20 protein-coding genes are annotated in these 18,915 nt (G+C 68.2%); 10 read left to right on the top strand and 10 right to left on the bottom strand.

Annotation, left to right across the window (positions count from 1 at the left end):
• Window positions 1–61: 61 nt before the first annotated feature.
• Together FHS74_RS03075 and FHS74_RS03080 are read right to left on the bottom strand one after the other, a co-directional pair.
• Entirely contained in the window at window positions 62–1,294 is a 1,233-nt protein-coding gene (locus FHS74_RS03075) for a radical SAM protein (RefSeq protein WP_343066845.1), read from the bottom strand.
• A 28-nt stretch (window positions 1,295–1,322) separates the two neighbouring features.
• Window positions 1,323–1,547, bottom strand: a complete 225-nt coding sequence (locus FHS74_RS03080; protein ID WP_184797382.1) for a hypothetical protein — start codon at window positions 1,545–1,547, stop codon at window positions 1,323–1,325.
• A 235-nt stretch (window positions 1,548–1,782) separates the two neighbouring features.
• Between FHS74_RS03080 and FHS74_RS03085 the strand changes: the two genes are divergently transcribed.
• On the top strand, window positions 1,783–2,454 hold the full coding sequence (locus tag FHS74_RS03085; RefSeq protein WP_184797384.1) for a Fic family protein: 672 nt from the start codon (window positions 1,783–1,785) through the stop codon (window positions 2,452–2,454).
• A gap of 32 nt (window positions 2,455–2,486) precedes the next feature.
• On the opposite strand, the gene FHS74_RS03090 is transcribed toward FHS74_RS03085, so the two are convergent.
• Window positions 2,487–3,377, bottom strand: a complete 891-nt coding sequence (locus FHS74_RS03090) for a S1/P1 nuclease (protein WP_184797386.1) — start codon at window positions 3,375–3,377, stop codon at window positions 2,487–2,489.
• Between the two features lie 251 nt (window positions 3,378–3,628).
• Here FHS74_RS03090 and FHS74_RS30115 point away from each other — a divergent pair, with 251 nt between their 5' ends.
• From FHS74_RS30115 to FHS74_RS03120, 7 genes are all read left to right on the top strand, one after another.
• The gene (locus tag FHS74_RS30115; protein WP_211106075.1) at window positions 3,629–3,880 is read left to right on the top strand and encodes an alpha/beta fold hydrolase; all 252 of its coding nucleotides are present in this window, start codon (window positions 3,629–3,631) and stop codon (window positions 3,878–3,880) included.
• The gene (locus tag FHS74_RS03095; protein WP_281384608.1) at window positions 3,881–4,546 is read left to right on the top strand and encodes an alpha/beta fold hydrolase; all 666 of its coding nucleotides are present in this window, start codon (window positions 3,881–3,883) and stop codon (window positions 4,544–4,546) included.
• Window positions 4,547–4,568: 22 nt separating this feature from the next.
• On the top strand, window positions 4,569–5,003 hold the full coding sequence (locus FHS74_RS03100; protein WP_184797388.1) for a nuclear transport factor 2 family protein: 435 nt from the start codon (window positions 4,569–4,571) through the stop codon (window positions 5,001–5,003).
• 101 nt (window positions 5,004–5,104) lie between these two features.
• Window positions 5,105–6,802 carry an amidohydrolase gene (locus FHS74_RS03105; RefSeq protein WP_184797389.1) on the top strand — a complete coding sequence of 566 codons (1,698 nt, stop codon included), beginning with the start codon at window positions 5,105–5,107 and terminating at the stop codon, window positions 6,800–6,802.
• A gap of 130 nt (window positions 6,803–6,932) precedes the next feature.
• The gene (locus FHS74_RS03110) at window positions 6,933–7,673 is read left to right on the top strand and encodes a tetratricopeptide repeat protein (protein ID WP_184797391.1); all 741 of its coding nucleotides are present in this window, start codon (window positions 6,933–6,935) and stop codon (window positions 7,671–7,673) included.
• 9 nt (window positions 7,674–7,682) lie between these two features.
• Window positions 7,683–8,432, top strand: coding sequence for a tetratricopeptide repeat protein (locus tag FHS74_RS03115; protein WP_184797393.1), 750 nt, complete (start codon window positions 7,683–7,685; stop codon window positions 8,430–8,432).
• 113 nt (window positions 8,433–8,545) lie between these two features.
• Complete coding sequence (locus tag FHS74_RS03120) at window positions 8,546–9,277, top strand: peroxiredoxin-like family protein (RefSeq protein WP_184797396.1); 732 nt, start codon at window positions 8,546–8,548, stop codon at window positions 9,275–9,277.
• Between the two features lie 6 nt (window positions 9,278–9,283).
• Here the strand turns inward: FHS74_RS03120 and FHS74_RS03125 are convergent, their stop codons facing one another.
• The 4 genes from FHS74_RS03125 to FHS74_RS03140 form a co-directional block, all read right to left on the bottom strand.
• Entirely contained in the window at window positions 9,284–9,895 is a 612-nt protein-coding gene (locus FHS74_RS03125) for a LysE family translocator (RefSeq protein ID WP_184797398.1), read from the bottom strand.
• 101 nt (window positions 9,896–9,996) lie between these two features.
• Window positions 9,997–10,851 carry an AraC family transcriptional regulator gene (locus FHS74_RS03130; RefSeq protein ID WP_246462890.1) on the bottom strand — a complete coding sequence of 285 codons (855 nt, stop codon included), beginning with the start codon at window positions 10,849–10,851 and terminating at the stop codon, window positions 9,997–9,999.
• Between the two features lie 16 nt (window positions 10,852–10,867).
• Window positions 10,868–11,479, bottom strand: a complete 612-nt coding sequence (locus FHS74_RS03135) for a hypothetical protein (protein ID WP_184797400.1) — start codon at window positions 11,477–11,479, stop codon at window positions 10,868–10,870.
• Window positions 11,476–12,288 (bottom strand): MerR family transcriptional regulator, encoded by an 813-nt coding sequence (locus FHS74_RS03140; protein ID WP_184797402.1) that lies wholly within the window; start codon window positions 12,286–12,288, stop codon window positions 11,476–11,478. Before FHS74_RS03140 ends, FHS74_RS03135 begins: the two co-directional genes overlap by 4 nt.
• A gap of 301 nt (window positions 12,289–12,589) precedes the next feature.
• On the opposite strand from FHS74_RS03140, the gene rpsD reads away from it, so the two are divergent.
• Window positions 12,590–13,204, top strand: a complete 615-nt coding sequence (gene rpsD, locus FHS74_RS03145) for a 30S ribosomal protein S4 (protein ID WP_184797404.1) — start codon at window positions 12,590–12,592, stop codon at window positions 13,202–13,204.
• Window positions 13,205–13,513: 309 nt separating this feature from the next.
• Here the strand turns inward: rpsD and FHS74_RS03150 are convergent, their stop codons facing one another.
• Both FHS74_RS03150 and FHS74_RS03155 read right to left on the bottom strand, forming a co-directional pair.
• A complete protein-coding gene (locus FHS74_RS03150) occupies window positions 13,514–14,071 on the bottom strand; it encodes a cytochrome b (RefSeq protein WP_184797406.1) in 558 nt (185 codons plus the stop codon).
• Between the two features lie 26 nt (window positions 14,072–14,097).
• Complete coding sequence (locus tag FHS74_RS03155) at window positions 14,098–16,689, bottom strand: cation-translocating P-type ATPase (protein WP_184797408.1); 2,592 nt, start codon at window positions 16,687–16,689, stop codon at window positions 14,098–14,100.
• 496 nt (window positions 16,690–17,185) lie between these two features.
• Between FHS74_RS03155 and FHS74_RS03160 the strand changes: the two genes are divergently transcribed.
• Window positions 17,186–18,193 carry a sulfotransferase family protein gene (locus FHS74_RS03160; RefSeq protein ID WP_184797410.1) on the top strand — a complete coding sequence of 336 codons (1,008 nt, stop codon included), beginning with the start codon at window positions 17,186–17,188 and terminating at the stop codon, window positions 18,191–18,193.
• Window positions 18,194–18,304: 111 nt separating this feature from the next.
• On the opposite strand, the gene FHS74_RS03165 is transcribed toward FHS74_RS03160, so the two are convergent.
• Window positions 18,305–18,595 (bottom strand): hypothetical protein, encoded by a 291-nt coding sequence (locus FHS74_RS03165; RefSeq protein ID WP_184797412.1) that lies wholly within the window; start codon window positions 18,593–18,595, stop codon window positions 18,305–18,307.
• Between the last annotated feature and the right edge of the window lie 320 nt (window positions 18,596–18,915).

The raw sequence follows: 18,915 nt of genomic DNA on the forward strand, positions 1-18,915 counted from the left end.
ACAATTCCCATGGATATTTCAATGGTATAGGGAAAAACACGCACAAGACGGCTCCCGGGTGTCAGGCGGCCTCCAGCAGGCCCAGCGCTTCCTGCAGCCTTTCATAGGAAAGTCCGTGCCGCAGCAGGTACGCGGCCACGTGGCTGAAGAAATCCTGCAGGCCATCGCAGATGACGGAGGGGTTGTCGAACCGCCGTTTCGCGCTGAAGCGATTGATGGGCCGTCCCCCCCTGCAGGCGTTCTTCCAGCAGCATTCCCGGCATTTCGCCGGCAGGTTCCGGCGGGATTCCGTCAGTTCCTGGAACATGGGGCGGTTGATGAAGTCGATCAGCGGGGTGTTGGCGACGTTCACGCCGCTCTCGAAGAAATTGCCGCTGGTGGCGCGCAGGGTGTCGTCCGGCCCGATGTCGCCGTTGGAGGAAATGGTGAGGGCCTGGTGGCCGTGGTGGTATTCGTCGTCGATGCGCCGGATGCCGGCCCGCCCCTGCGACAGGACGATCAGGGCGTTCTTCAGGATACGCACTTGGATGGCCGGATTGTCGTCCCTCGCCCATTCGTCGAACAGGTCGCAGAGATAATGGCCGTAGCCTTCCGCCAGCGTGGGGTCGAAGGTGTCATGGTCGTCCAGAGGCAGCAGGAAATCCATGCCGGTGAAGCCCAGATCATCGACGAAATGGCGGTAGGTCAGGCGCGCGTCGAAGCGGGGGTTGATGACGCACAAGGCGCCGACGCGACCGATCCGCTGCGCCGCGGCGGCGGCCTGCAACTTGAGGATGCCGGCGGCGGTGCCGTCATAGGTTCCCCGGCCGCGATGGTCCACCCGCTCCAGATCATTGTAGTCGCGGGGGCCATCGATGCTGACGCCGATGGAGAAGTTGTAGTTGGAAAAGATGCTGATCCATTCATCGTCGACCAGCATGCCGTTGGTCTGGACCTTGAACTGCAGGTGGCATACGGGATCCAGCCTGGAACTGAAGATATCGCAAATGGCGATGAACGAATCCTTCTTGATCATCAGCGGCTCGCCGCCGTGCATATCGATGGTTACGGCCTCCGCCCCCAGGTCGATGACGCCCTGGCGTAAGAAATCGGCGATGGATTCGGCGGTCGTCAACGGTAGATGAACCGGATGTCTTTTATAATCATCATTATTCATGTTAAAGAAATAACAGTATGTGCAATTAATGTTGCATCGTTCCGTAATTTTAACGATCACCTCGATGCGTCTTACTTTCGTCTTCAATATTCCAGACATCGCCCGCCCCACCCATTGATTGATTGGGAAAGGCGGCATGGGCGTTCACCCATGCCGCCCGCTTAAATCACGAGAAGGAAAGGTCGAAGGTCAGGTCGAAGGTCAGGTCGAACGTTAAGTCGAACGACAGGTCGAAGTCGCCACCAGCCACGCTTTCCAGCGCGGCGGCCGACAAACGGGTCATGGGCATGCCGACGATGGCGTCCGGCGCAGTGATGCCTTTGCGGGCAAGCATCGAGGAAAGTTGCATTTTATGTTTTCCCTTCATGAAGATGAGGGTGGATTTCCCCATCGGCGAAACCATAGATGGTGGTATATTTGTTATACAATATGATCCGTTGAATTATTCCTATCAGGGGTGGTTCTGATTACGGAGGTAATCAACCTTGAGTTATAAGGCGACCACCAATGCGTACACCGCAACCCTCGCCCCCCTTCCCCCGGCAATTCCGCTGGGCCGGTTGCAGGGGGTAGCGGCGCGGGCCGCTGAAACCATCCGGGCGGCCTGCCTGCGGGGACTGCCGCCCTTGCGACTCGATGACGCGGCCCTGTTCATCAGCGGGGACCCGTTCGCGGGCGTGCCCGAGGGGCGCATCCCCCGGGCGCCCATCGCGCCCAGCGACGCATGGCGCCTGTCCGACCCGATGGAGGAGGCGCGCGCGGCGGCGGCTTACGCCGTGCTGTCGGGGGCCTTGGACCGGCCGTTGACCCTGGACGATCTGGCCGCCGCCCATGCCGCGCTGGACGTCGCCCTGCCGGAGGAGGCCCGCGCCTATATGCGTCCGGGACTGTTGCGGGTGGTGGCGACCACCATGCGACGGGAGGGGGAGGGGCAGGTCTACGCGCCGCCGCCGCCCGATGCCGCCCGCGACCTGCTGCGCCAACTTCTGGATTATGTGGAGGGGGTGCGGCGGGCTGGCCCCATCGACCTTATCCAGTGCGCGCTGGTCTACTATCAGTTCGTCGCCATTCATCCCTTCCATGACGGCAATGGACGCCTGTCCCGCGCCCTGGCCCGCCTGCTGCTGGAACGGCATCACGCTGGTGCCGGCGCGCTGGACTTGACGGCCCTGGTGCGCGTCAATCGGGCCTATCATGACTATCGTATCGTCGCCGTGCACCGGTCGGGGCGCTGGGCGGAATGGGCGCACTTCTTCTGCCAGATGCTGATCCGGCGGTGCGCGGCGCCGCACGGGTGAGGGGGGCTGGCCTTGGACGCGCGGGCCCGTCGTCAAGGGGCGAGGGTCGCGTTCAGCAGGGCGGCCAGGCGCACCCCCGCCTGTTGCACGCGTTGCCGGACGGCGGGCCAAGCCGCTTGGTCGTAGTCCTGGCCCAACTCACCCGACGGCGGAAGCTTGCCATAGACGAGGTCCTTGGCCATCACCCGGCCCTCCGCGGCCCACTCCAGGGCCAGGGGTTCCAATCGCCCCATGAGGCCGGGTGTCGTCCAGAGTGCCGCCTGTTCCGCCGTGATCGCCTGGTCCAGACTGGCCGCCGCCGCGCGCGCCTTGGCCGGGTCGACGGTGTAGTCGGGCGATACCTTCAGGCCGGTCTTGTAGGCCAGAAGGTCATCGCCCCACAGGGAGTGCAGGTTCAGGTGTCCTTGCGCGTCCTGGCCGTAGAACGTGACCTTGATCTTCAGGCCGCCCTTGTCATGGTCGCGTTCCGCCACGTTCAGCGGTTCATGCAGGTCGGCCATCAGATGCACGACCCACTTCAAGGCGGTCAGGCGCTCGGCCGCGGGGCGTCCCTTGTCCGCCAGAGTCCGGGCGAATTCAGGCAGCTTGGCGACCACGCAGGCGCCGCCGGGGCAGTCGCGTGCCGGAACGTAGCCAGCGGCGTTGATATCGACGTCGACATAGTGCCAGGGCAAGGTCTCGGGCAGGCCGCCCTGATCGCGCGGGGCGTGGCCGATGACGTCCGCCCAGCCCGCCACGTCGTCCAGGCCATGACGCTGTTCCAGCGCCAGCAAGGCATCCACCTGCAGGCGGGCGGCGGGGGTCAGGCGGGCTTCGGCGATGTCGGCGACCAGCACATGGCCGACCAGCCCCCAGGCCGCCGCGGGGCGGGACGTCATGGCCAGCAAGGCCAGGGCAATGGACGCGGCGTGCTTCAGGCGCATGGTTCCGGCTATTTATGGTGGTTATTGGCAATCAATAGAATTCTATTAGGAGAAAATGTCAATTTTTCCGCCATGAAAGAATAATGAAAGCAACACAAGACAACCGGTGGGGAGGTTCCCGCCTCTGCCCCGTCACGCCGCACCGGGTGACGGGTCTTGCCGTCGCCTCGTCGCCGGGCCAGGGTGTCTGTCATGCGGAATTTTGAGATAGCGGGGGCGGCATGCGGATGGGTTTGAGGATGGCGGCGGCGATGATGGTCGCCGGTTTGATGGTGGGGCCGGCGGCCGTGCGCGCGGCGGAGGCGACGGGCTCCGCCGCCAGCGCAGGGTCCAAGGGCGCCCCCCAGACCATCCAGCTGTTCGGCGCCTCGATCAAATATTATGAGGCGGGGCGGGGCCCCACCCTGGTGCTGGTCCACGGCTTGGGCAGCAGCGCGCAGGGGGATTGGGGCAAGGTCATGGCGGATCTGGCCAAGACCCATCATGTCCTGGCGCTGGACTAGCTGGGCTTCGGCACGTCGGACAAGCCGATGATCGACTATGCCATCCAGACCTGGGTGGATTTCCTGGGCGAATTCCTGCGCCGGAAGAAGGTGACGGACTTCACCCTGATGGGCGAGTCCCTGGGCGGCTGGATATCGGCGCAATACACCATCCAGGCCCTGGATGGCATCGCCGCCGACCCGGCCTTCGCCCTGCCCAAGCCGTCCAAGCTTGTGCTGTGCGACGCCGCCGGCCGGCACGACACCATGGCCAAGACCTTCGGGCCCAAGGCCGCGGGCGCCGAGGCGCCGCCCCCGTCCGCCTCATTGGCCGGGCAGAAGGCCTTGCTGGGCGCCGTCTTCCATGACCCGCGCTGGTCCAGCGGGCCGGCGGCGCTGAAGCGCGGCTTCGCCTGGAGCCTGTCCAAGGGCGACGCCTGGACCATCCATTCCGTCTACACCAACCCTGGCTTGCTTAACGAGACGGTGGACGGCAAGCTGAAGGACATCACCATCCCCACCCTGGTGGTGTGGGGGGCGGATGACGGGCTGCTGCCGCCGGCGGACGGCCAGTTCTTCGCCGAGGGCATACCCGGATCACGCCTGGTCACCATCCCCGACAGCGGCCACGCCCCGATGATCGAGACGCCCCAGGCCTTCCTGGCGGCGGTCGAATCCTTCCTGTAACCGCTTGCCAGGAGAGCACCCGATGCCGGACGCGGACTACGCCGCCTATGACGGGGCGGCCCCCTATTTCGACTTGGTGCGGGGCGCGCTGGGCGACCGTGTCGATGGCGCGCACTTCTTCGACGTCGTCGCCGACGACATCATCTATGAGGTCCTCTACGACTTCCCCGGCTGGCCGCGCATCGTCCGGGGCCGGGCCGAGCTGATGGAGAGGTTCGCCGGCTACAGCCAGCATATCGCGCTGGACGCCGCCGATAACCTGGTCGCCCATGGGGCGGACGACGGCCGGGTCGTCGTCATCGAGTACCAGGTCCACGGCACCATCCTCGCGACGGGCGTCCGTTACGACAACCGTTTCGCCTCCATCATCCGGATCGAGAACCGGAAGATCGCGCATTGGCGGGATTATATGGACTCCCTGGCGGCATGGAACGCGCTGACGGCGCGGGCGCCTTGAGGGCTCGCCGCCAGCGGTCCGCGCCCCTGTGACGGGGATTTGACCGCAAGGAAATCCCCTGTACCCTGGCCCCAATGAAACCAAGGGGATCGGGGGAAAAGATGGCGGTCAGGCGCATGGGGCGCACGGGGCTGATAGCGGCGGCGGTGTCCGCCCTGGCCGTGCTGGCGGGGCAGGCGGGGGCGGCCCCTACGCTGCTGGTCAACGCCGTCATCCATACCGAGGACCCGGCCAACCCCACGGCCGGCGCGCTCGCCTGGGATGAGGCGGGCACCCTGCTGGCGGTGGGTGACGCCGCCGACCTGGCCCGGCGCTACCCCGGCGCCACCACCGTGGACGCCAGCGGCGGCGCCGTGGTGCCCGGCCTGATCGACGCCCACGGCCATGTGCAGGAGGAGGGGGCCTCGCTGCTGACCGCCGATCTGGTGGGCGCCACGTCGAAGGCCGAGATCCTGGCGCGACTGAAGGCGCAGGCGGCCAAGCTGGCGCCCGGTGACTGGCTGCAGGGCCGGGGCTGGGACCAGAACCGCTGGGCGGACAAGGCCTTCCCCACCGCCGCCGACCTGGACGCGGCCTTCCCCGACCGGCCGGTGGTGCTGGAACGCATCGACGGCCACGCCCTGTGGGTGAACAGTGCGGCCTTGCGCGTGGCGGCGGCCAAGCCGGGGGCCAAGAGCCTGGACGGCGCCTGGCAGCCCCAGGGCGGCCGCATCATGCGCCAGGGCAAGGCCGCCACCGGCGTGCTGATCGACAACGCCATGGATTTGGTGGCCGAGGCCATGCCGCCGCGCACCGACGCGCAGATCCGCCAGAACTACCAGCTGGCCTTCGCCGAGATGGTGTCGCTGGGCCTGACCGGCACGCATGAGCCCGGCATCAGCCTCCAATCCTTCCGCGTGCTGCAGGACATGGCGGCCAAGGGGGAGGTGCCGGTGCGCCTCTACACCATGGCCGATGGCGACCATGAGGCGCTGGACTGGCTGTGTGCCCAGGGCGGCGGCTACACCGACCCCACCGGCCGGGTGCGCATGCGGGCGGTGAAGCTGTATATGGACGGCGCCCTGGGCAGCCGGGGCGCCAAGCTGCTGCGCCCCTACAGCGACGATGCCGGCAACAGCGGCATCTATGTCACCAACCCCGCCGATTACGCCCGCGTCGTCGCCAAGGCCAAGGGCTGCCACGTCCAGGTGGCCACCCACGCCATCGGCGACGGCGGCAACCGCACGGTGCTGGACACCTACGCCAAGGTCTTGGGCGCCGACACCAAATCCGACCTGCGCTGGCGGGTGGAGCATGCGCAGATCCTGACGCTGGACGACATTCCGCGCTTCGCCCCGCTGGGCGTCATCGCCTCGATGCAACCCACCCACGCCACCTCCGACATGCCGTGGGCGGAGAAGCGCCTGGGCCATGACCGCCTGGCCGGCGCCTATGCCTGGCAGCGTCTGCGCCAGTCCGGCGCCCGGCTGGCGCTCGGCTCCGACTTCCCGGTGGAGAAGGCGAACCCCATGCTGGGCCTCTACGCCGCCGTCACCCGCCAGGACCTGGCGGGCCAGCCCCCCGGCGGCTGGCTGCCCGACCAGCGCCTGTCGCGGGAGGAGGCGCTGGCCGGATTCACCCGCGACGCCGCCTACGCCGGCTTCATGGAGGGCGAGGTGGGCACGCTCAAGCCCGGCCTGCGCGCCGACTTCGTCATCCTCGACGCCGACCCCCTGACCGTGGCCCCGCGCCGGATCGCCGACATCAAGCCGCTGTCCACCTGGGTGGACGGCAGGAAGGTGTATGAGGCGGGGAAGTGAGCCTGCGCGGTTGTGCCTCTGGCGCGTCACAATCGCCCTGATAATATGATGGCATCTCTGCAAGCGACGCGTTGCGGACGGGGATGCCAAAGGGGGAACGATGCGCGCCAGGGTGCTTGCTTGTTTGCTGATGTCCGGACTGTTGCTGTTGGCGCATCCGGGATGGGCCCAGGATCCAGGGGCAGGGCAGCCTGCCGCCAGTTCGCCGCCCGCCGATCCCAAGGTGGCGGCGGAGAAGGCCGAGGACGAAGCCATGCTGCGGCTGCTGGGGGAAGGGGCGCAGTTGATGCGGTCCGGCCAGCCGCGGCAGGCGATCGAGACCTATGACAAGATCATCGCCACCTATGAGGCGCGCTACCAGGATAGCAAGGAAAAGCTCTATTGCGCTAACGGGATGGCGGAGACCTTGGCCTATATGATGCTGGCGGCCAGCCAGAAGCAGGCGGCCAAGGCGCTGGCCCCCACCTGGGCGGTGGCTTACTTCATGAAAGGCTATGCCCTGGTGGAGTTGCGGGATACGGCGAGCGCCAAGGCCGCCCTGGAAAAGGCGCGCGACCTGTCGCCCTACAATCCCCATTTCCTGAACGAACTGGCCAACATCTACAAAGGCGAGAAGAACTGGCCGCTGGCGCTGGAGACCTATCAGGCAGCCAAGGAACATGTCGCGGCGTTTGCCCTGCCCCAGCTCAAGGATAAGGACGAGACCGCGGCCTTGCATGGCATCGCTTTCGTCTATTCCGAGACCGGCAAGTTGGATGAGGCCGAGACCATCTATAAGCAATGCCTGGAAAAGAATCCCCAGGACACCTATGCCCAGAGCGAGCTGAACTATATCGCGCAGCAACGGGCTAAGCAGGCCCAGGTCCGGTAGGGGGCCGGCATGCGGGTGTGGCTTCGCCCCACTATCCTGGCTGTCGCGCTTCTGGTCTGCACGGCCTGTGCGGGACCGGCCGGAACGGGCGTTGGGCCAATCGCGGGGCCCCTGCCCACCGCCGACCTTTCCCCCGATCCGGTGTTGAGCAAGGCCATGACGGAGGCGTTGCTGGCGGTGCGGGCGGGCGACGCGCGCCGGGCGGTTGACGGTTATTTCGATCCGATCGTCGCCGCGTATGAGGTCCGCTATGCGGCCATCAAGGAACCGCTCTATTGCGCCCGGACCATGGCGGAGGCGACCCGCTACATGCAGGACGCCTTGGTCCACAAGCGATCAGCCCGGGTGGTGGAAGCGGGCTTGGTCGTCGCCTACGTCTACCGGGCCCGCGAGTTGATGATCCTGGGCGATCCGGCCAAGGCCGAGGCCGGCCTGCTGCGCGCCCGCATCCTCGCGCCGGCCAATACGGCGGTGCTGATCCAGTTGGGGGCCCTGTACACGGCGCTGAAGAAGCTGCCGAAGGCGCTGGAGGCCTATCAGGCGGCAGTGGCGTCGTTTGACCTGTCACCGCCGAGGGAGAGGGCGTTGGAAGCTGCCGATGCTTTCAATGGCCTGGGCGGCGCCTATCTCGCGCTGGGGCGGTTGGACGAGGCGGAAGCCACGTATCGGCGCTGTTTGGAGGTTCTTCCCGGCAACGGGCTGGCGCAGCTGGAGCTGAACGAAGTCCGCCGGCGGCAGGCCGACGCCCAAGCGCGGTAGGCGTGCGTGGACTTCACGCCGGCCAATAAGCCTCTCAAGGATTACTCGGGTTTTTCGGGGCGTGGGCGCTGGCAGAGTAGCGGCAACCCTTCAAACCCTGGGAGCCCCAGAGCATGAGCCAGCCGTCCGTCCCCTCCGCCGCCGCCTCTGTCGCCCCCTCTGCCGCCACGGCCGAGCCCAGCCTGGGCCAGCTGTACGCCGACCTGCACGCCCACCGGGTGGCGACCATGGATCCGGCGCAGTTGCAGCTCAACATCGACCAGCGGCGCGAGCTGGTGGAGACGGCGGACCGTGCCGCCTTCGTCCAGGTGGGTGATCGGCTGACCGATGTGGTGCTGGCGGATGTGGAGGGCGGGGCGCTGGACCTGGATGCCCTGCTGGCCCGGGGGCCGGTGGCGCTGGTGTTCTTCCGCTTCGCCGGCTGTCCCGCCTGTAACATCGCGCTGCCCTATTACCAGCGCCACCTCTGGCCGGGCTTGCGCGATCTGGGCGTTCAACTGGTGGCCGTCAGCCCGCAGCCGGCCGACAGGCTGGTGGAGATCAAGCGCCGCCACGATCTGGGCTTCGCCGTGGCCAGCGACAAGGACAATGCCCTGGGCCACCGCCTGGGCATCGTCTTCACCGCCAACGCCGCCACTCAGGCCGCCAGCCTAGCCAAGGGCTCCCACCTGGGGGAGGTGACGGGCACCGGCACCTGGGACCTGCCCATGCCGACGGTCATCCTGCTGGACCGCGCCGGCGTCGTGCGTTTCGTCGACGTCACGCCCGACTGGCTGGCGCGGACCGAGCCGGGCGTCATTCTGGACGCGGCGCGGCGGGTGGCGGCGGTGGCCGCCGCCGCGTGAGGCGCCCTACCGCTGGGTATAGGCCAGCTTCAGGCCCAGCCCGATGAAGGCGGCGGCGAAGCCCCGGCGCATCCAGGTCAACACGCCGGGGCGGGACAGGACATGATGGCGGACGCTGGCGGCGAAGACGCCGTAGACCAGGAAAACCGCCAGGGTCACCGCCATGAAGACCAGCGACAGCACCGTCATGTGCCAGGCGGCGTGTTCGTCGTCTCGGCTGACGAACTGGGGCAGGAAGGCGAAGAAGAAGATGGAGAGCTTGGGGTTCAGCAGGTTCACCAGCACCGCGTGCCGGATCGTCGCTCCGTTGGAACGGGGCGCGTCCCGCGTGTCGAGCGCCAGCGGGCCGTCGTCCTGCAGCGTCTTCCACGCCATGTAGAGCAGGTAGGCGACGCCCGCGTACTTGACCGCCTCGAAGCCCAGGGCGCTGGTGTGCAGCAGCGCCGCCAGGCCGGTGATCGCCGCCAGCATGTGGGGCACGATGCCCAGGGTGCAGCCGCAGGCGGCGACGACGGCGCCCCGGGTTCCGCGTGACAGGCCGGCCGTCAGGGTGAGGACGGCCCCCGTGCCGGGGGAGGCGGCGACAATGACGGAGGTGATCAGGAATTCGGGGGTCATGGCATGCTCCGGGTGGGACGAAGGGTCCCCTTTCCGTGCCATCGCCGCCGGGCGGACGTCTTGAATGAAATTGCAGGACGGACCGCTCCCGGCGGGGGGGATCAGCGCACCGCCTGGGCGTAGGCGCCGGGGCCCATGCCGAATGTGCGCACGAACAGCCGGGTCATGTGGCTCTGGTCGGAGAAGCCGCTGGCGACCGCCGCCTCCGCCAGCGGCACCCCATCGGCGACCAGGCGGCGCGCCAGGTTGACGCGACGCTGCAGGAGATAGGCGTGCGGGGTCAGACCCGTGGCGCGGGCGAAGCCGCGCAGGAATTGGTAGCGGCCGAGGCCGGCGTCCCGCGCCAGAACCTCCAGGGTCAGCACGGCGGCGGGGTCGTCGTCCATCCGTTGCCGCGCCACGGCGATGCCAGCGGCAAGGGGGGCCGCGCTCCGGGGGCGGATCGCCAGGAGGCCGGCCAGCAGGGGCAACAGCAATGCGTCGAGGGGCTGGCCGCTGGTCGCCGCCGTAAACAGGGCCTGGAAGCCCGAGGCCAGGCGGGCGTCCCGCAGGGCGGGATGGGTGAATTCGACGCTGGCCCCGCCGCGGCGGCCGTCGCTGATATCGGCCGCCGCCCGGTCGATGACGGCCGGGGCGAGATACAGCATGCGCCAGGCGCGGCCACCGTCGCCGACGGGCGCGCCGTCATGGACCTCGCCGGGATTGACGGTGATGACGTCGCCGGCCACCGCCTCCACCGGCCCGCGACCGCTGGCCGAGCGTTGCGCGCCCCGGGCGATCAGGCCGATGCCGAACTGCTCATGGATATGGCGGTCGAAGGTCCGTGCCGTTTCCGCCTCCACGGCCTCCACCCCCTTGACCTGGCAGCGCAGGGCGGTGAAGCGATTGGCGGTCATGTCCTCATCCCCCTGGGCGGTGGAGAGGTCAGATTGGCCCAGCTTGGGCGGCTTCCGCAATCCCGCGCCCCGCCGCTCACCCAGCGTTGCGGGCGCGCGGCAAGGGGACGGACGGTAACGCCGGATCGTTCATCAGCCACCGTGCCAGGCCCGCCGCCAGGGGCGACAGGGCCAGGGCCAATAGCAGGTAAAGGCCGCCCATGCTGAGGGCGAACCCGATCAAGGGGGTGGTGAGCCGGGTGGCCCATGTCACCAACAAGCCCAGGGGGCCGGTGCCACCCTCCGCCAGGATCCAGTTGTTGCCGGCGGCCAGCAGGCGCAGGCTGATGAAGGCCAGGGCGTAGCTGAGGGCGTGCAGGGGCGAGCGGTCGATATGGCGACGCGACCATGGGTTCAGGTAGGGGCGGCGGAAGGACGCCAGGGGGCGATCCAGCCAGAGGGGGGCGATGCGGGTGACGTTGCGCACGCCGAAGACGAACAGTGCCAGTTGCGCCAGGCCGCCCATCAGGGTGATGGCCCCCGCCCGGCCCAAGGAATAGCCGACATCCGCCAGGGTGAAGACGTTGCCCTCATGGACGCCGGCGCCCGCCCGCAGCGCCAGCATGGTGGTCCACAGGTCCCAGCCGCTGGCCAACAGATAGGCCACGGCATAGAGCAGGGCGGGTGGCAGGATGGCGGGCCTGGTCATGCGTGGTCTCCGGGAGGCGTCAGTGCTTTGATCAAGAGGGAAAAGCCGGGGGACAGGATCGGGCCATCATGAAGGTCGACGGCCAGCTGGCGCAGACCCGCGCCGAAAGGGACGGGTTCCCCCTCTCCGGCGGCGGGAAGCAGGGGCGACACCAGAACCTGCCAACGGTGGGCCAGGGACTGGGCGGCGGGAGATCCGGCGGCGTGACCATCGCGGGCCAGGCGGTCGGCCTCGCTCAGCAGGTGCGCGACGTCGGCGCGGATATCATCGATGTCCCGGCCCCTGCCGCGCAGGCGATCGGCGACCGCGTTGCGCATCGCCGCCAGTTCCTGGTCCAGGCCCCGCTCCCGCGCCCGCTCTATCAAGTGATGGCGCACCTCCTCCGGCGTCAGCGGCGCCTGGGGTGCGGCGGCCTGGCGGGCCAGACCGATCAGTTCGTCCAGGGACAGGCTCTCCCCCGCCGCCAGGCGCCGGCGGGCATGCGTCACCGCTTCCAGCCGTTGGCCGAGGGCGGCGATCTGCTTTTCCAGATGGTGACTTTGCAGGCTCAGCGTCTGGGCCAGCCCGGCGCCATCACCGGCCAGCACGTCGCCGATCTGGCGCAGCGACAGGCCCAGGCCTTTCAGCGCCAGGATCTGGTGTAGCCGTGCCACGTCCTCATTGCTGTAGCGGCGCCAGCCGCCCGCCCGCCGCTCGGGCGTCAGCAAGCCGGCCCGCTCATAGACGCGCAGCGCCTTGGGCGTGATGCCCAGCTTGGTGGCGACATCGCCGGGCCCGAGGCCGGCGGCAGGGGGCTTTCTCTGATCCATGAGGTCAGCGTAAAACCGGACCCAAGGTCCGGTGCAAGCCCTCTTGCCCTGCTGCGCGTGGTTTGCCGAACCGTCGCCGGCCGCATGGGCCACCTGCGGCCGGCGACGGCGGACGGTGGGACTTTCCGTTGACTTCGCTTCCGCGCCGCTTATAGTGCCGGCCTTCACTTCCCGGGAAGGTGGGTCTGGGGGGATCTCTCCCCCTATCCCCGTCCATGGGTCCCGTGCCAGGAAACTGGGCCGGGGCGTCATGGAACTACCGGGACAACAAGCCGCGACAGCGGCATTTGGAGCTTGAGAGATGAGCAGGCGTATCCAGTCCAAGTACAAGATTGACCGCCGTCTTGGCGTCAACCTGTGGGGCCGTGCCAAGAGCCCGGTCAACCGCCGCGAATACGGCCCCGGCCAGCATGGCCAGCGCCGCAAGAAGCCGTCCGACTTCGGCCTGCAGCTGATGGCCAAGCAGAAGCTGAAGGGCTACTACGCCAACATCGGCGAGCGTCAGTTCCGCCGCATCTATCAGGAAGCCGTCCGTCGTCGTGGCGACACCGGCGAGAACCTGATCCAGCTGCTGGAGCGTCGCCTGGACGCCGTGGTCTACCGCATGAAGTTCGCGCCGACCCCGTTCTCGGCCCGCCAGATCATCAACCACGGCCACATCCTGGTCAACGGCAAGCGCCTGAACATCGCCTCCTACCGCGTGAAGGATGGCGACGTCATCGAGGTTCGCCAGAAGGCCAAGCAGTTCGCCCTTATCCTGGAGGCCGTGGCCTCGGGTGAGCGCGACACGCCGGAGTACGTGCAGGTCGACACCGGCGCGCTGAAGGGCACCTTCGTCCGTGCCCCGAACCTGGCCGACGTGCCGTACCCGGTGACCATGGAACCGAACCTGGTGGTCGAGTACTACTCGCGCTAATCACGGGTCGGGTTCCTCCGGGAGCCGAAAGGATCAGGCCGCGCCCCTCGGGACGCGGCCTTTTCCTTATGCGCATCCGCCATCCTGTTTCGCCCTGGGGCGCCCGACGGCTCCTCCCCGGCGGCCGGGTTGGCGTCATACCGGCGGCACGAGAGTCTGACTCGTGCCGCTGTAGCCCGCGACTGCGGGCGCCGGAGATTTCCGGGGAGCCGAAGGCGGACTGGGAATCGAGGATCAGCCAAGCCGCCGGATGGCGGCGCCCGGCGTTTGAGGGGGCGTTTGAGCGGTCACGATCAAATGCCGCTAGTGTCAGCGGCCCTGGCCGACGCGCGGCAGCATCCGCTGCATCACCCCGTCGTGCCACAACACCAGATGGGCCAGCGCCCCCAGCACATGGGCGCCCACCACCAGCAGCAGCACCGTCACCAGGCCCTCATGCAGTTCGCCCACCGCATGGCCGGTGGGGGAGCCGGTTTCGAACAGGGCGGGCAGGGGGATGGCGCCGAACAGGGTGACGGTCCAGCCACGCTGCGAGGCGTAGGCCCAGCCGGTGAACACCAGCACCAGGACCAGCAGATACAGCAGCCCATGCACCGCCGCCGCCGCCTTGCGCTGCCAGGCGGGCAAGGTCGTGTCCGGGGCCGGCTGCGGCGTCAGCACGCGCCAGGCGGCCCGGGCCAGGATCAGCAGGCCGATGACCACGCCGAAGGACATGTGCAGGTTCATCAGGCTTTCCGGCTGCATGCCGCGCCGGATGTCCGGCATGGTCCAGCCCAGGGCGTACTGCACGATCAGCAGCAGGACGGTGGCCCAGTGGAACCCTTTCATGACTGGGCTGTACGTCGTGGCGGGAAGGGAGTGGTTCATTTTGCCAGAGCCTATTGTGGGGGCGGTCAGGCGCGCAGCCGGCCCGCCCACAGGGGTTTCAACAATTCCAGCAGCATGACGACGCCGACGGTGGCCGCGGCGGTCACCGTCAGGTCGTCGGCATGTAGGGGGCCGAACTTGAACAGTTCCGCCGCCGGCGGCCAGACCAGGGTCAGGAGCAGGATTCCGCCCGCCACCGCCCCCACCACCCAAAACGCGCGGTTGGGCCGCAGCAGGGCGGCGAGGGGGGAGGGGGTGAAGGTGCGGTTGACCAGCACCAGCCCCAGGTTCACCAGGACCAGCGCCACATAGGCCAAGGCCCGCGCCTCGTCCGCCGGCATGCCGCGCGCCAGGCCCCCCATGAACAACGTGGCCACGACGGCCAGCGCCACCACCCCCTGCAGCAGGCTCCAGCCCACCAGGGCCAGCGAGAACAGGGGCGCGTCCGGCGGGCGGGGCGCGCGCCGCATGATGTCCGCCTCCGCCGGCTCCGCCTCGAACACGACGGAGCAGACGGGGTCGATGACCATTTCCAGGAAGGCGATGTGCACCGGCCCCAGCACCGGCGGCAGTCCGAACAGGAGGGGCAGCAGGGCGAGGCCGGCGATGGGCACATGGACGGCGATGATGTAGCCCATGGCCTTGCGCAGATTGTCATGGATGCGCCGGCCCAGGCGCATGGTGTGGACGATGGAGCCGAAATCGTCGTCCAGCAGGACGATGGCGGCGGCCTCCCGCGCCACGTCGGTGCCGCGGCCGCCCATGGCGATGCCGATGTCGGCGGCCTTCAGCGCGGGGGCGTCGTTGACGCCGTCGCCGGTCATGGCGACGATGTCCCCCCCCGCCTTCAGCGCGTCGACGATGCGCAGCTTCTGTTCCGGCAGGGTGCGGGCGAAAATGGCGATGCTGCCCACCCGTGCCGCCAACTCCGCCGGGGTCAGCCGCGCCAGGGCGTCGCCCGTCAGCAGCTCGCCCGCCGACAGTCCGGCCTGGGTGGCGATGGCGCGGGCGGTGGCCGGATAGTCGCCCGTCACCATCACCACGCGGATGCCGGCGGCCCGGCATTCCTCCACCGCGGCGGCGACCTCCGGCCGCAAGGGATCCGACAGGCCGACCAGACCCAGGAAACGGTGGGGAAAGTCGCGCTGGGAAGACGGAAGGGGGCCGTCGTCCAGGGGCGCCCCCGCCACCCCCAGGATGCGCATGCCCTGCGCCGCCATCCCGTCCACCGCCGCCAGCGCCGCGCGCCGGGTGGCGGGGTCGGCGTGGCACAGGTCCAGGATGGCCTCGGGCGCACCCTTGGCCGCCACCAGGCGGTCGCCCCCGGGACGGGCCCACACCTGTGACACCGCCAGCAGGCTGGGGTCCAGGCCATACTGGCGCACCAGGGTTCCGCCGGCGGGGATTTCGAGTGCTGCGGCCTTGGCCAGGTCGTGGAAGGCCTGGTCCATGGGGTCGAAAGGGTCCGGCGCGCTGGCCAGCAGACCATGATAGGCCAGGTCCGCCAAGGGGGCCGCCAAGGGGGCCGGCAGGCGGTGCCCATCGCCAGGCGACTGGGGGATCGTCAGGGCGTCCCGTCCCCGCAGATCCGCGACCGCCATGCGGTTCTGGGTCAGGGTGCCGGTCTTGTCGGTGCACAGCACCGTGGCGGCCCCCAGGGATTCGATGGCCGCGGCCCGCCGGGTCAACACCCGCACCCGCGACAGGCGCCAGGCCCCCATGACCATGAAGATGGTCAGGACCAGGGGGAATTCCTCCGGCATCATCGCCATGCTGAGGGCCAGGCCGGCCAGGACGCCGTCCAGCCAGGTTCCCCGGGCCAGGCCGTACAGCAGGGTGACGACGCAGCTGAGGACGATGGCGATGACGGCCGCGCTGCGAACCAGGCGCCGGGTCTGCAGCGTCAGCCGGCTGGGGCCCTGCGCGATGCCGCCCAGGGCCACGCCGATCTTGCCGATCTCGCTCCGCGATCCCGTGGCCGTGACCTCGCCATATCCCTGGCCACGCACCACCAGGGTTCCGGAAAAGGCGATGGGCAGGTCGTCGCCCCCGGGGCGGATGTCGGCGGCCACGGCCGCCGCCGCGCGTTTGCGCACCGGGGCCGACTCCCCGGTCAGCAGGGATTCATCGGCTTGCAGGTCTTGGGCGGACAGCAGGCGCGTGTCGGCGGGAACGCGATCCCCCTCGCGCAGGAACAGGATGTCGCCCCGCACCACCTCGCGGCCGGCGATGCGCTGGCGCCGCCCGCCGCGCACGACCTGGGCGCGGGGGCTGGTCAGGGTGCGCAGGGCGTCCAGCACCTTTTCGCTGCGGCTCTCCTGGCCGACGGCGAGGGCGACGGAGGCGCAGGCGAAGACCAGCAACAGCAGGGCCTCGTTGCGATCACCCAGGAGAAGGTAGATCAGGCCGGCCGCCACCAGCAGGCCGAACATCGGTTCGCGCAGGGTGTCCAGGATGATGCGCAGCAGGGAACGCCGATCGGGGCGGGGCAGTTCGTTGGGCCCCTCCGTCGCCAGGCGCGACGCCGCCTCGGCGTCGGTCAGGCCCGCCGGGATATCGGCGGCCTCCGTCGGGCCGGTGGCGGGTGGTGCGGCCGAAGCCGTTGGTGTCGGCGTCATGGGCCCCCCAAAGGGCAGGGTTTATGGGCGCACGTCTCAAGGTACGCCTGTTGGTGGGGGCCGCGTTGATACACATCAGGGGACGATCGCCCGGCGCCGGGGGGAGATTGGCGGGCTGGGCCCAAGCGCACGACTTTTTGTCGCGCGGCGTTTGCGCCCGGGAGGCGGCGGTGGGGCGGCGGCGGCGGGGGATTGCGCGCCAAGGTTGTTAAATGGGTCCAGATTGCCGAGGTCTATAAACCATGGGTGTAATTATCGAAGAAATGCAAACAAACGCCCTAAAGATATGCCTCTTCTCTATGACCTCAATAGACCGTTTAGGATAGCCCTATGCGTCACAGAATCTGAAAATTCTGCCTTAAGTATAAGAAGGATTTTTAGTCTCCCATCGTAACAGGAAGGTCACAAATTAGCCCTGTGACTTGTGGACGCATCGCGGCCTGGACTTTTCCGGGAACGGGGTCGTTTGCCCAATCACTACGATGGGGACAACGTCTTGTCGAAAGCTTACGCCAAGAATTGGGGCAGTGAAAATCGGGCGGGTGCCGTGGCGCCGGCCCGCCTCCGGCCGGTTGGCGCGGGCGGCGGCACCATCGATCGGTTGCGGCGCCGCTTTGCCGACCTGCCGCCGCCGGTCGTGATCTACAATAAGTCGCACTCCGGAAGCCGCCTGCTGGCCCAGATGCTGGCCGATCAGGGCGTGTTCATCGGCGGCAAGCTGAATGAATCCAATGACGCCATGGCCATCCTGCCGCTGATCGAGCGGTTGGTGGAGGATTACTATCCGAATTACCAGACGTTATGGGACCAGGAATGGCCCACCGACCTGGAGGCCTTGTTCGTCACCGCCCTGATGGAGCATCTCACCGGCTATGACGGGCGCTCGCCCTGGGGCTGGAAGCTGTGTGAGACCACCTACATCATTCCCATCATCGCCGCGGTCTTTCCCCAGGCGCGTTTCATCCACCTGTTGCGGGATGGCCAGGACGTGGCCTTCAGCGACCATGTTCCGCCGCAGGCCCGCTTCTGGCGTAAGGTTTACTTCAATAACGGCGATATCCAGGGTTGGCGCGGCCTGTCCCTCACCAACCGCGCCTATGTCCGCCGGCCGCACATTTACAACGCCTTGCATTGGATGAACGCGGTGGAGGTGGGGCGCAGCTACGGCGCCATGCTGCACGGCCGCTGCCTGGAGGTGCGGTATGAGGATCTGTGCCAGGATTTCATTCCCGTCTCCCGCCGTATCCTGGGCTTCCTGAGCTTGGCCCCGGTGGAGGCGGCGCTGACGGCCCGGTCGGCCACCGTGCGGCGCGGCGCCATCGGCAAGCACCACCAGCGTCGCCGGCAGCGGCGTGAAGTGCTGCGCCTGATCGAGCCCACGCTGTTGTCCCTGGGGTATTTGGAGGCGCCCAGCCGACCGTCCCCGCTGTGGCAGGTGCGGGAGCGCTGGTACAGCATCCTGCGCCAGGCGGGCAAGATGTGGGGTCGGATGCGGCGCCCCTAGAGATCGGGCGAAGGCGGCACCGCCTTTGGGCGTGAAGCCGCTCGCGGAAAGACTCAGCTATAGCCGGGAAGGCGGAAGCCCTCGTCGGGCGGCTGACGCTCCCCGCCGGCGTCAGCCGCCGGTATTGCCCAGGCGCCGACGGTTGGCGCGGACCTTGCGGCGGTAATGCGCCAGGACCTTGGCCGTGGCCCCATCGGCCGTCAGGCCCAGCCCGCCGGTCATGGCCCGCATCTGGAGGTCCACGCCGGCGGCGATCTTCTCGCTGACCATGCGCTGTGCCTCCGTCCGCGCGTCGGCGCCCCCGGCGGCCAACTTCATGGTGCGCAGGGTGATGACCTGCATCGCCTCCATGCCCAGGAACCAACTGTTGAGGCCGTTGCGCATCCAGGCGTTCTTCGCCATCGGTGTCTCCAGGAATAAGGCGGGCGGTCAGGGACGGGATGTCAGGGACCGGACGGCATTGGAACGATCCCGCCCTATCGTTTGTTCCGGTACCGTTTTTCGGCCCCCTGACTGCAGGTGTCGCCATGGCGGCGGAACAAAACCGTGCCCCCGCCGCTTTTATTGCCGTAGGTCCCAGTCAAGCGGGCCCCGTCTCAAGAATTTGAGGCGGCATGTCTGAGAAGCGAGGAGGGTACGGCGATGCGATACGGACTATTATGGCTGTTGGGGGTTCCGCTGCCCGTCCTGATCATCATCTATCTGGTGTTTCATTGACCTCT

Origin of the sequence: Nitrospirillum iridis (genome assembly GCF_014205765.1) — a bacterium.
GTDB lineage: Bacteria > Pseudomonadota > Alphaproteobacteria > Azospirillales > Azospirillaceae > Nitrospirillum > Nitrospirillum iridis.

What these genes read in the sequence shown, in the direction of transcription:
- FHS74_RS03075 (WP_343066845.1), bottom strand. Translation starts at nt 1,294, where the DNA reads ATGCCGCCTTTCCCAATCAATCAATGGGTGGGGCGGGCGATGTCTGGA.
- FHS74_RS03080 (WP_184797382.1), bottom strand. Translation starts at nt 1,547, where the DNA reads ATGGGGAAATCCACCCTCATCTTCATGAAGGGAAAACATAAAATGCAA.
- FHS74_RS03090 (WP_184797386.1), bottom strand. Translation starts at nt 3,377, where the DNA reads ATGCGCCTGAAGCACGCCGCGTCCATTGCCCTGGCCTTGCTGGCCATG.
- FHS74_RS30115 (WP_211106075.1), top strand. Translation starts at nt 3,629, where the DNA reads ATGATGGTCGCCGGTTTGATGGTGGGGCCGGCGGCCGTGCGCGCGGCG.
- FHS74_RS03100 (WP_184797388.1), top strand. Translation starts at nt 4,569, where the DNA reads ATGCCGGACGCGGACTACGCCGCCTATGACGGGGCGGCCCCCTATTTC.
- FHS74_RS03105 (WP_184797389.1), top strand. Translation starts at nt 5,105, where the DNA reads ATGGCGGTCAGGCGCATGGGGCGCACGGGGCTGATAGCGGCGGCGGTG.
- FHS74_RS03110 (WP_184797391.1), top strand. Translation starts at nt 6,933, where the DNA reads ATGTCCGGACTGTTGCTGTTGGCGCATCCGGGATGGGCCCAGGATCCA.
- FHS74_RS03115 (WP_184797393.1), top strand. Translation starts at nt 7,683, where the DNA reads ATGCGGGTGTGGCTTCGCCCCACTATCCTGGCTGTCGCGCTTCTGGTC.
- FHS74_RS03120 (WP_184797396.1), top strand. Translation starts at nt 8,546, where the DNA reads ATGAGCCAGCCGTCCGTCCCCTCCGCCGCCGCCTCTGTCGCCCCCTCT.
- FHS74_RS03125 (WP_184797398.1), bottom strand. Translation starts at nt 9,895, where the DNA reads ATGACCCCCGAATTCCTGATCACCTCCGTCATTGTCGCCGCCTCCCCC.
- FHS74_RS03135 (WP_184797400.1), bottom strand. Translation starts at nt 11,479, where the DNA reads ATGACCAGGCCCGCCATCCTGCCACCCGCCCTGCTCTATGCCGTGGCC.
- FHS74_RS03140 (WP_184797402.1), bottom strand. Translation starts at nt 12,288, where the DNA reads ATGGATCAGAGAAAGCCCCCTGCCGCCGGCCTCGGGCCCGGCGATGTC.
- rpsD (WP_184797404.1), top strand. Translation starts at nt 12,590, where the DNA reads ATGAGCAGGCGTATCCAGTCCAAGTACAAGATTGACCGCCGTCTTGGC.
- FHS74_RS03150 (WP_184797406.1), bottom strand. Translation starts at nt 14,071, where the DNA reads ATGAACCACTCCCTTCCCGCCACGACGTACAGCCCAGTCATGAAAGGG.
- FHS74_RS03155 (WP_184797408.1), bottom strand. Translation starts at nt 16,689, where the DNA reads ATGACGCCGACACCAACGGCTTCGGCCGCACCACCCGCCACCGGCCCG.
- FHS74_RS03165 (WP_184797412.1), bottom strand. Translation starts at nt 18,595, where the DNA reads ATGGCGAAGAACGCCTGGATGCGCAACGGCCTCAACAGTTGGTTCCTG.